At 62.5% G+C, this 11,297-nt stretch carries 9 protein-coding genes; 6 read left to right on the top strand and 3 right to left on the bottom strand.

Features of this window, described 5'->3' with window-relative positions; genetic code table 11:
• On the top strand, window positions 1–882 hold the full coding sequence (rfbD, locus tag A3OO_RS0102120) for a dTDP-4-dehydrorhamnose reductase (RefSeq protein ID WP_018406181.1): 882 nt from the start codon (window positions 1–3) through the stop codon (window positions 880–882).
• 11 nt (window positions 883–893) lie between these two features.
• On the top strand, window positions 894–1,781 hold the full coding sequence (rfbA, locus tag A3OO_RS0102115) for a glucose-1-phosphate thymidylyltransferase RfbA (protein WP_018406180.1): 888 nt from the start codon (window positions 894–896) through the stop codon (window positions 1,779–1,781).
• Here the strand turns inward: rfbA and A3OO_RS0102110 are convergent.
• Window positions 1,724–4,231 (bottom strand): rhamnosyltransferase WsaF family glycosyltransferase, encoded by a 2,508-nt coding sequence (locus tag A3OO_RS0102110; protein ID WP_018406179.1) that lies wholly within the window; start codon window positions 4,229–4,231, stop codon window positions 1,724–1,726. The two genes, rfbA and A3OO_RS0102110, sit on opposite strands and share 58 nt — an antisense overlap.
• A 195-nt stretch (window positions 4,232–4,426) precedes the next feature.
• On the opposite strand from A3OO_RS0102110, the gene A3OO_RS0102105 reads away from it, so the two are divergent.
• From A3OO_RS0102105 to A3OO_RS0102095, 3 genes are all read left to right on the top strand, one after another.
• On the top strand, window positions 4,427–5,080 hold the full coding sequence (locus A3OO_RS0102105; protein WP_018406178.1) for an ABC transporter ATP-binding protein: 654 nt from the start codon (window positions 4,427–4,429) through the stop codon (window positions 5,078–5,080).
• Window positions 5,073–6,374 (top strand): KpsE/RkpR family capsule polysaccharide export protein, encoded by a 1,302-nt coding sequence (locus tag A3OO_RS0102100; RefSeq protein ID WP_018406177.1) that lies wholly within the window; start codon window positions 5,073–5,075, stop codon window positions 6,372–6,374. Before A3OO_RS0102105 ends, A3OO_RS0102100 begins: the two co-directional genes overlap by 8 nt.
• 62 nt (window positions 6,375–6,436) lie before the next feature.
• Window positions 6,437–7,516, top strand: a complete 1,080-nt coding sequence (locus A3OO_RS0102095; protein ID WP_018406176.1) for a hypothetical protein — start codon at window positions 6,437–6,439, stop codon at window positions 7,514–7,516.
• Here the strand turns inward: A3OO_RS0102095 and A3OO_RS0102090 are convergent.
• Window positions 7,504–8,808: a KpsE/RkpR family capsule polysaccharide export protein gene (locus tag A3OO_RS0102090; protein ID WP_156824728.1), complete on the bottom strand. Its 1,305-nt coding sequence runs from the start codon at window positions 8,806–8,808 to the stop codon at window positions 7,504–7,506. The two genes, A3OO_RS0102095 and A3OO_RS0102090, sit on opposite strands and share 13 nt — an antisense overlap.
• Before the next feature lie 171 nt (window positions 8,809–8,979).
• Window positions 8,980–10,881, bottom strand: a complete 1,902-nt coding sequence (locus A3OO_RS0102085; protein WP_018406174.1) for a glycosyltransferase family 2 protein — start codon at window positions 10,879–10,881, stop codon at window positions 8,980–8,982.
• Window positions 10,882–10,946: 65 nt separating this feature from the next.
• Here A3OO_RS0102085 and A3OO_RS23930 point away from each other — a divergent pair, with 65 nt between their 5' ends.
• Window positions 10,947–11,138, top strand: a complete 192-nt coding sequence (locus tag A3OO_RS23930) for a hypothetical protein (protein WP_018406173.1) — start codon at window positions 10,947–10,949, stop codon at window positions 11,136–11,138.
• Window positions 11,139–11,297: the final 159 nt, after the last annotated feature.

Below are 11,297 nucleotides of genomic sequence, written 5' to 3'. Positions count from 1 at the left end.
ATGAAGCGCATCGCCGTCACGGGGCTCACCGGCCAGGTCGTCAGCTCGCTCATCGAGCGCGCGCCGAGAGGCGTCGAAATGCTGGCGCTCGGCCGTCCGCGCTTCGATCTCTCCTCCCGCGACATGGTTCTTGCGTCTTTGCGCAGCGTGCGCTGCGACGCCATCATCAACGCCGCCGCCTATACTCAGGTCGACAAGGCCGAGAGCGAGCCTGACGTGGCGATGCGCGTCAATGGCGCGGGCGCGGGCTTCGTCGCCGAAACCGCCGCCGAATTGAAGGTGCCGCTGCTGCATCTTTCGACCGACTATGTCTTCGACGGCGCGCTCGATCGTCCCTATCGCGAAGACGACGAACCCAGCCCGACCGGCGCCTATGGGCGCTCGAAGCTCGAAGGCGAAAGGCAGATTGCCGCTCGTTGCGAGAATTGCGCCGTTTTGCGCACCGCCTGGGTTTACAGTCCGTTTGGAACGAATTTCGTCAAGACGATGCTGCGTCTTGGCGAGACCCGTGAGGAAATCGGCGTCGTCGCCGACCAGATCGGCAATCCGACGAGCGCGCTCGACATCGCCGACGCGCTGCTCGCCATCGCCGAAAGGCTGGTCGACGATTCCGATCCGCGCCTGCGCGGCGTTTTCCACATGACCGGGCAGGGCGAAGCCAGCTGGGCGGACATGGCTGACGCGATCTTCTCCGCAGCGGAGACGAAAGGCCGCCGGCCGGTGCGCGTCAAACGCATCGCCACCGCAGACTATCCGACGCCGGCGCGTCGCCCGGCGAATTCAAGGCTCGACAACGCCAAGCTTGAAGCCAGCTACGGCATCGCGCTGCCGAAGTGGCGCGATTCCGTCAACGCCTGCGTCGCCCGATTAATTCCAAACTGAATAGGATTCTCATGCGCGGCATCATTCTCGCGGGAGGAAGCGGCACAAGGCTGCATCCGATGACGCTCGTCACGTCGAAGCAATTGCTCCCCGTCTACGACAAGCCGATGATCTATTACCCGCTCAGCACGCTAATGCTCGCCGGCGTGCGTGAGATCCTGATCATCACCACGCCGGAGGATCTGCTTTCCTTCAAGCGGCTGCTCGGGAGCGGCGCGCAATGGGGCCTGTCGCTGTCTTATGCCGTGCAGCCGCGGCCGGAGGGGCTGGCGCAGGCCTATCTCATCGGCGGCGAATTCGTCGATGGCGAACCATCGGTGCTCATCCTTGGCGACAATATCTTCTACGGCCATGGCCTGCCGGAAGTGCTAAGCGAATCGTCGCGCAGCTCGGCGGCGGTGTTCGCCTATCATGTGCGCGATCCGGAGCGTTACGGCGTCGTCGAATTCGATTCCGCCGGCCGCGCGATCTCGATCGAAGAAAAGCCGACGCGCCCACGATCGAATTGGGCGGTGACGGGCCTTTATTTCTACGATGAGCGCGCGCCGGAATTCGCGGCGCAACTGAAGCCTTCGCCGCGCGGCGAACTGGAGATCACCGATCTCAACCGCATCTATCTGGAGATCGGCGAACTGCAGGTCGCCCGACTTGGTCGCGGATTCGCCTGGCTCGACACCGGCACGCCCGAGGCGCTGATCGAAGCCAGCGAATATGTGCGCGCCATCGAGCAACGGCAGGGACAGCGCGTCGCCTGTCTCGAAGAGATCGCCTTCCGCGCCGGCTGGATCGACGCCGCGCAGGCGCGCGCCGCCTCGTCAAAACTCTCCAAAAGCGGCTATGGTCAATATATCTCGCAGGTGCTCGCCGAGATGGAGCGGGAGGTTTCGCCGGTCGCATAGAGCGGCGAAGCCGCGGCGCGCCGCAGCTCAGCGGCGACGGTTTTGGGATCGAAGCGACGCATCGCATCGGCCGGCGGCGCTGAGGGACGCTGACGCGCAACGATGGCGCCGACGAAAGGCTCCATTTTCGCGACAGTGTCCTCGATGAGATCCGCAAGCGATGTGGGATCGAGCCGCGCGGGCGAAACGATGTTGTCGAACCGGCGGCGCAAATCCTTCCCCGCGAAAGCGTTGGTGATCGTCGCGAGCCCGGCTTCGGCCATTTCGAGCGGCGGATAGCTCGGGTGGGGAGAGATCATCAGCGAAACGCCGACAAGCGCGCGGCTGAGATGGTCGGCGTAGTCATCGAGCCGGGCCTTCCCGCCGACGGTGGCGTTCTGCACCGGATAGAGCAGCGAGTCTGGAAAATCCTCGCCGAGAAAAATGATGTTCCAGCGGCTCGCCCGAATCGGATCGCGCTGCTGCCAGATGAAAAGCGCCGCGCAAATCAACTCAAAGGCGTTGCGCGCGACGGTTTCCCGACCGTAAACGAGCATCGTCGGCTCCCGCGCGACGTTTTGAAGCCGCTCGCCAATGCGTTCGTTGAGCTCGTAGGGAACATAGTAGGCGTCACGGAACCGATATTTCTGGGTCATGACCGAGAAGAGCTCTTCGGAGTTGACGATCGCGATCGTCTGATCGCCGTGATGATAGGTCGCTTCGGCAAGACTGGACTTTGAGCCGCGGCCATAGAAGTTCGGCTCGTCGTCCTGAATGAGGTAAATGAACGGACGCTCGCCGCCGAAATAGCGGGCCCGCTCGCGCTCCATGGCCAGTGCGAATTCCGCGGTCCACCAGGCGGTCGCGAAAAAAATGTCGTTGGCGCGCACGTTCAGCCTGCCGCCTTCCCGCTCATTGGCGTCGACGAGCGCAGCTCTTTCAGTATCGAGACTCGCCGCATAGGGAACCGGCGTATAGCCGGACAGCGTCGCATAGGCTTCGGGTTCGATATCCGCGTCGGTCACCACGATGCGCGCGTCGAAATCATCGCCGAGTTCGGCGAGCAACGCCGAGAAGAGCTTCATCGCGGTGGCGATTCCGCCGAAGGTCTGCTGCGGATTGACCGTCGGGGTCAGCAGCGTCAGGCGCGGCCGATCATTGCGCGACGGATAGGAGAGCAGAGGCCGCGTTTCGGCGATCGGGGTTGCATAGGCATGAAAATTGGAGTCGACGCATGCGAGCGCGGGTTGGAAGACCTTAAGCCGATGCTCCGCGAGGTCGTCGACGCTGTGCACGGGCAGCAGCGTATGGCCCATGGGATAGAGATCGCGCTGCGCGACTTTGAGCCATTCGAAGCCGCGCGATTCAGCAATCATCAGCAGAGAACGTTCGATCGCGTGCGCAAGGGTGCCGTCAACCTGTCCGCTCTCTGGCGGAAAGTCAGCAAAGTCGATGTCGAGGTCGAGCAGCGGTCGGATCGCGGCGGTCCTGCCCCAGAACATCGAGCCGGAGGGAAATTCGAGCGTGAGGTTCTTGTCGATCTCTATATTCATCCGCTTCAACAGATTGCGCGCCAGATCGTAGTCGTAGCCCCAATTCAAAATGCCGCGCAGTTCGAAAAGATGCTGCGGAAACACGACGCCGAGCCGCGGATCGTCGAACAGCGAGAGAATCGAGCGCACGATGCGCTCTGATCCGAGAAGATTGTCGATGAGATAGTCGCGCCAGCGCGCCAGCGCCTCACCGCCGTGGGGCGAGCGCTTGGTGTGAACGTGGATGAACAGCTCGTAATTGGCGTAGACGTCGCGAAACCCGAAGAATTTGGCGGCGATGTCGCGCCCGCGATTCGGGCAGATGCGCGTCAAAACCTTGCCCTTGCGCCAGCCGGCGCAGACCTCGTCGACCGCCCGCTTCTTTTCCTCGGTGTCCGTCGAGACGCAAAGATCCAGCGCGCCGGGAACGTTATGCAGCTTTTCGAGGACAAGCGGCAGCACGTCCGGATAGAAGGCGTGGACGATGGCGACGATCGAATGCGCGCGCTTCGGGCCCACGTCAAAGGCGAAAGGCGTCTCGAGCGCGAAATCCATTTCATTGACCGGACGGCGGGAGGGAACGACCCCATCCGGCTTGGTCAATTCATAAGTGTAGTAATAGCTGATCGCCGCCTGACGCAGCGGGTCGTTGATCGGATTGCGTCGCCGGCCAAGCGGCGGATCATATTGCGCGGCGATCTGGCGCAATACGGCGCCGCAGGCGGCGCGCAACCCCTGTTCGCGCAGGAAGCGCGGACCGTCCCGAAAAAGATCGCGCGGTGCGAGAAACACGCCGACCGGCGAATCGATCAGCTTCGCCAGTTCGCGCATCGCCGCGCCGTAAAGCGCCACGGCGCCGCGTGTGGTCAGGATAATGTAGCCATTGCGCAGATGGCGGCGCGCCCATTGCAGCCTGGTTTCGGATTTCTTTTCCGTCATGCGGGCGCCTTCCAGTCGAGCTTGGGCAATTCGTGGCGGTGGAAATTTACGAAAATTCAACCGTCTCCGGCTTAAACGAAAACCGTTTGTCTCGCCATGACTTAGCCAAAAATTCGGCGTAACCAAGGCCCGCGGCGCGCTAGGGGCTGCGCCGGGGGAATGTGACGGAACGCCACCGTCCGCCGCTCGGGAATCATGATCAAGCTTGACAATGTCTTTAAGTATTATCGCTCGCACGGCCACAGGAAGGTCGTGCTCGATCATGTCAGCCTCGATTTCGCCGCTGGCCGCAGCTACGGCATTCTCGGCGTCAATGGGGCCGGAAAGTCGACTCTGATGCGCCTCCTCGCAGGCACCGAGCTGCCCAACGGAGGGCGGGTCGTGCGCTCCTCGCGCGTCTCCTGGCCGCTGGGGTTTTCCGGCGGGCTGCACCCGATGCTCAGCGGACGCGAAAACGTGAAGTTCGTCGCGCGCGTGTACGGACAGGACGCGCGCAAGGTTATCGACTTTGTCGAGGACTTCGCCGAGATTGGCGCCTATATCGACGCCCCGATTCGCACCTATTCGTCCGGCATGATGGCGCGTCTCGCCTTTGGCCTGTCGCTCTCGATCGAATTCGACTGCTATCTCATCGACGAGGTCACCGCCGTTGGCGACGCGCGCTTCGCTGCGCGCTGCCAAGAGGAGTTCTCCAAGCGCCGGCGAACGGCGGACGTTATCATGGTGTCGCACGCCATGACGACCATTCAGCAATATTGCGATCGCGGCATGGTGCTGGCGGGCGGGCGAATGCACGTCTTCAACAGTGTCGACGACGCGATCGAACTTTATAAGAAGCTCAATGCCTGAAGCCGTTCACGCCCAGCAGCCGGAGATCACGGTCGCGCTCGCCGACCCCGAGCGGGGGCCGCTGAGCCCGCAGGACGCTAGCTTTAAGGCGAAGTCGATCTCGCGCGCGCTGCGCAGGGCCGCGAACAAATCCCGCGCGCCGACGAGCGTCATCGCTGGGGGCGGCGGCTTCCAGGCGCGACGCGGCGACCGCGCGTTTCGCCTCGGCGTCCTCGCCAGCTTCGCCGCCTTCGTCATTGCCCCGTTCCTCGTCGCCTCGATCTATTGGGGGCTGATCGCCAGCAAGCAATATGTGACCGAAACCAAATTTTCGCTACGCGCCGGCGAAGCGTCGAGTCTCGATCTCTTGAGCGGAGGCGCCATGGGTTCGCAGGCCTCTCAGCAGATGCAGGACGCGCAGGTTCTCGTCAATTTCATCCGGAGCCGCTCGATGGTCGAAGCGCTCGACCGGAAGGTCGGCTTGCGCGCCATGTTCTCGCGTTCCGGAGTCGACTATTTTTCGAGTTTCGATCCGGAAGACTCGGTTGAGGAGCTGGAAAAATACTGGAAACGGCGGATCGACGCGAGCCTCGACATGATGTCCGGCATCATTTCCGTCAATGTGCGCGCCTTCACGCCAAGCGATTCGCTCGCCATCGCACAGAACGTCACGGACCTTTCGGAACGGCTGGTTAACGAACTGTCAACGCGCTCCAGGCGCGATGCGCTGGCGCAGGCGCGCACGGAACTGACGCGCGCCGAAGAACAGTTGAAGAATGCGACTGGCTCCATGCGCGACGCGCGCAATACCGAGGGCGTGCTTGACGCGCCCGCTGCGGCGGAGGCGATCAACAAGCTCATCACCACGCTTCGGCTTGAACTCGCGGCGACGCAGGAAGATCTCGCGCTGCACAGCGACTCGGAGACGTCGGACTCGCCTCAAGCGCGCCTACTCACCGCGCGAGTTCAGAGCCTCAAGAGCCAGATTGACGAATATTCGACGCAAATCGCCGGCGGCGGCGAGAGGGGGGAGGGCTCTCTGGCGCAGCGTGCGGGCGTGCTTTCCATGCATCAAATCGAGCTTGATCTCGCCCGGCAAAGATACGCGCTCGCCGCATCGATGTTTGAAAACGCCCGAGTCGATCTCGAAACGCAGCGCGCCTATCTCGTCTCCTTCCTTCGCCCGACGCTTGCGGAAAAATCTCTCTATCCCCGGCGTTGGATCGAATGGGGCATTATTGTCGCGCCGGCGACGATCGGCTGGCTGGCGCTCGTCGCCGTGGCCTTCCTTGTCCGCGATCATATGGCCAAATAGCGGGCGAGGCAGCGGGGCCGAAACGCGGATCGACGGCGCTTATCCGTTGAGATGGAGCGATCGTGTTTTTCAATATTGACGCCGACGACGGCGCCGCCATTCGTGGTTGGCTCGCGCCGGACAATCCTTCCGCTGTTCCGAAGATCCTGGTCCGCAGACCGGGAGAAGAAGACGTTGAAATCTCGGCGACCATTCAGCGTCCGGACGTGCGCGACCTCGGCATTCACGCCACCGGTCTCGTTGGCTTTCTGATCGACGACAAGATGATCCAGGGGCTGCCGGGCGTTGAGGATATCGAACTGCTCGAAGCCGACACCGGAATTCTGATCTACCGGCGATTCAAGAAGGGACGGCACATCGAGCGCAAATTTTTTCTGTTCGACGGTTCGATTCGCCCCATCGAGAAATTGGGCGGACGGTCGAGAAATCTGTTCACGCTCACCTACCCGTCGACCGAGCGCTACGCCTTCGAGACCATGCTCGTGCTCATTAACAACAGTTTCAACAAATCAATCTTCATGTCGGGGCGCTCGAGCTTCCCACGCTACGCGCATTTTCTTTCCAATGCGAAATTCACTACAGCGGCGCTGTTGAGCGACCCCTTCGAGGAGCTGGCGCAGCGACTGGTGATCCTCAGCCTGATCCAGAAGTCGGATTCGACGCATATGCTGCCGCTGCTCTTCACCGGGCTGACGGCGTTGATCGATTTTGTTCGCGACCTGCCGCTCGAAGATCCGAAAGGCATCCTTGCGAAATTCCGGAATGTTTCCGATGAGGAGCGTGAGGCGCTCATAAGCCCGATGACGCGAATGTTCGGCTGCATCCCGGGCGAGACGCCGGAGCGCCGTCACGTCCCGGCGGCGCTCGAGAACCTGGCGTCGATGGAGCTCGTGGGCGTGCGCAGCCGCTTTCGTGATTTCAGCGCGTTGCTGGCCGGCATTCTCGGTCACGATCTCACCGGCGATTATGAGCCGGTGGTGCACCCTTCGATCAGCGCGCTGGCCGATCGGCTGTCGCGCATCAGCCTCGTCGCGGACCTTCTTGAAGCCGATTTGGCGCTCTATTCCTTCGCTGAGGAATCGGTTGTCTCCGCGCTCTCCGATGACGCCGACGTCGTCGCGCGGGACACTCAAACCATGTGATCGTCGATGCTCGCAACGATCAGCGAAATCGCCGCCCAGGCGACGAGCAGCGCGCAAAACAGCAGGATGGTGTTCGCCGTGGCTTTCGGGTAACTCGCAGATTCCGGCAACGTCGGCTCGACGATCGTGAGGAGATAGAGCTGCTGTTTTGCAAGTTCCTGCCGCGCGTGATGGTAGGAGGTCTGCGCGATCGAATAGAGTCTTTCAGCGAATTGCTCGTCGAGCTTCAGGCGCTCATAGGACGCGATCTGCGAGGAAACGGCGTCGGCCCCTTGCGGGTCCGTAAGCTTCTTCTTGAGCTCCGCGATCTGCTGGTCGATCGCCGCAAGACGCGTGCGTTGCAGCCGTTGGCTGGGCGCATCGCTGGAGAGCGACGAAGAAAATGTCGAAAGCGCGTTGACGATGTCCATGCGCTCCATGGTGAGCTTGGCCAACAGTTCGCCAATGCTTGTAGCGCGCGAACCCGGGTCGATGATGACGTTCTTGTTGCGGAACTGAAGCGTCTTCTCGCGCGCGTCGGCGAGCATCTGACGGGACAGCGTCACTTCGAGTTCGGCGCGGCTCAATGCGTCGGTGCGATTGCGCACGGTGATCTTGTTGACGAGTTCCTCGCTGAGCCTGACGATATCGCGCGCGACGTCGAGCGCGTCCTTGGGCTGGAATGCGTCGGTGCGCACGGTCAAAATGCCGGAAAGGGTGTCGACGCTGGCCGAAATATGACTCAGCCAATATTTCCAGACTTCTTCGGCGTTGGCGTTTCTGCCGAGCCGTGAAAAATAGTCGACGCCGGAGCCCGCAAACTTTTTCTCCATGTAGTCGCGGCCGCCGAGGTCGGCGACAATGGCCCGGCTTTTCACGTAATTGAGCACCATGAAGGCGTCCTGCGAGGCCGTACTGGAACCCCCACCCGTCAGCTTGGTGATCATCGACGCCGCGTCGGTCCCCGATTTTTTTTCATGTTGGGCGCGCACGGTCAGCCGCGTCTCGGCGACGTAGCGCTCCGACTGCCAGAAGCAGGCGTAAAGCCAGAACAGGAAAGTCGGCAGAACAACGGCGAAGATGAAGCTGCGTCCGAGCAGCCCGCCGCCCGCGTCCGCCCTGGCGGTCGCCAGTTTCTCCGCCATGCCCTCGAAGCTTTCGCGAATCAGCGTCGGCAGGCGGCTTGCGGCGTCCTTTGTCGTCAGCGGCGCGAGAATCTCCACCGCCTTGGTCGACGAGAAACGCGCCACGTTCTGCGCGGTGGCGATCACTTCTGACAGTTTAGGCGGTCTCGGAGCCCTATGCGTGCTCATCTACCCTCAAGTCGCTGACCTGTTCATGCGCTACGCATGTTAACTGAGGCTGAAACGCCTAAGCGCGCTGACGCGGCGTCGGTCCCTGGCGGCCCTATCACTCGGGCGGAGTAGACAGTTTTCCCGCGCCGCAAACTAAGCGGGTCGGGGCCCCCGTGCAAGCGACCAACGTCACGGTAAAGCTTCGCTATTAGTGTAAAGAGACAGCCCCGGATGGAAATGCGGATCGTCGCGAATGACGGCGCGCCAGCGTTCGTAAAACGCGCGGCGCTCCGTCTCGTAGACGCGCTGCAGACGAAGCGCGCCGCCGCCGCGGCTCGCCGACTGACGATGGATGAGAATCGTCTGCGTGTGGCAGATCGTGCGCCAGCCTCGCGCCGCCAGTCGCAGGCATAAGTCGACGTCGTTCAGCTCGACGGGAAGATTGATCTCATCGAAGCCTCCGACGGCGTCGAATTTGTCTCGTTCGATCATCATGCAGGCGCCGGTCACCGCCGAGACGTCGTGCGGCAAGACATTTCGGCTCATCCAGCCGCGATCGTCTTCGGTCACGCCGGCGCCGAAATGGCCTGCGACGCCGCCCATGCCGAGCAAGACGCCGACGTGCTGAACGCGGCCGCCGGGATAAAGGAGCTTCGCGCCCACAGCGCCGACATCCGGCGCCGACGCAAAAAAGAGCAGCCGTTCGATCCAGTCCGGCGTCACCATTTCGGTGTCGTTGTTGAGGAAAATCAGGTAGTCGCCGCGCCCGGCGACCGCGCCGGCGTTGCACAGGGCGGAGAAATTGAAGGCGCCTGACTTGCGAAGGACTTTGAGCCGGGGGTCCTGCGCTTGCAGCCCATGCAGCAGCGCCTGCGTGCGCGGCTCGACGCTGTCATTGTCGACGACAATGACGTCGAATTGTGGATAGAGACTCTTGCGCAGCAGGCTGTCGAGGCAGGGCGCGAGTAGATCGATGCGGTCGCGCGTCGGAATGACGATGGTCACCGCAGGCGGCGGGCCGCGAAATACAGCGTCGATCGTCGTTCGCCGCCCGCTCACGGCGCGCGCAAGGCTAAACAATGGCCGGCGCAGCGCGCCGACGTCGTCGTTTCCCGCGCGTGACAGCAGCCGGTCGATCAGTGCGTCGGCGCCGGCTTCGATCCAGCCGGATTCGCCCGCCAGGAGGCTTGCGCGAACGCAGGCCGCGCGGCCGACATAATTTTCAAAACGATGAAGCGTCGGGCTCCAGCCGGGTTTGTAGATCGGGCGCAAGGCGTCGCCTTCGCCGACGGTTTCATCCGCATAGGCGATGGCGTGCTGCGGATGTCGGGCGAAATGTTCGACAAAGCAGGCGCAGGCGTCGGGCGCCAGACGATCGCCGGCGATGAGCGGCAACACGAGATCGCCAGCATCGAACTGCGTCCCGTCTGTCGTTGTGACGAATGCGCAATGCGGATAGGTCTGATCTACGACGCTCGCGCGCGTCGTTTCGATGTCGCGCGGCGCCGCGCCGCAGGCGTCGACTAGCGCGACCACTCTCGGCGCTTTTGCCCAGTCGGTCCGAGGCCGGTCTATGCGAGGATCGCTCCCGCGCGTCCGCGCGGCGCGCCAGAACGGGTACGTCGACATCGGCGCGGCGCCGAGCGCCCAGCGCCAGTTGAGCTCCGCTTCCTCGGTGAGCCCGACCATATCGGCCGACAGCGCGAAGAACAGACGCTTGGGCGCCGCCGACGCTTTGCGCAGCGCCTCGACGCGGCCCAGCGGCCGCGCGCTCAATATGCGGAAGCTGAAGGGACCGGGACGATTCGTCGGGCTGATCCAGACCTCGGTCGTCTCGCGCGGAACACGCCCGATCCAAACGCCCACGCCTTCGCAGGGCGATGGCAGAATGTGCTCTTTGAATTCCTCGCCAATCCAAAATCGCAGGATGGGCCGCACCGGCGCGTCATAGAAGCTCGCCGCATAGCGAAGTTCGACGAATCTCCCAGGCGGAAATCCCTTCAAGCCGCAAAAGCGCAGCCAAGGCTCCTGCGACAGCGCAAGGAAACCGTCTTGCTCGCGCCGAACGTTGCGCGCGGGCTCCAGAAACATGGACTCGCTCGCAGCGTCTGACGGCGGCAAATTCAGCGCCCCCCTGTGGCGCACGCGCGCAAAGCATGAGAGTCGACGACGATTCCAGCGTCGGAAAACGAACGCGCTTCGATAATAATCTCCACAATGTCGCATTTGGCGGCCGCGCCCGAACGACCGGAAAAAAGAATTACATCAGACCCGGCGCGAAACTATGGGCGCATCGCCGCAAGGTCAACACGCGCGCTTTCGTGCGATTCTCGCAAAAGAAGATGTGAATTCAAAGACCGCGAGGGCCGGGCTTCTTACGCCTTTGCGTACGGCGATTGGTGCAGCCGAAACGGGACGCGACGCCCATTGTTGGAGTGCCGCGGGGGCAGGGGTCTCGCGTTTACTGTGTTTGTATTCGGGTTCCTAGTAAAAGCAGCGGTAAAGAA

It is taken from the genome of Methylocystis rosea SV97 (assembly GCF_000372845.1).
GTDB lineage: Bacteria > Pseudomonadota > Alphaproteobacteria > Rhizobiales > Beijerinckiaceae > Methylocystis > Methylocystis rosea.
This window is presented reverse-complemented; position numbering and strand designations above follow the sequence as displayed.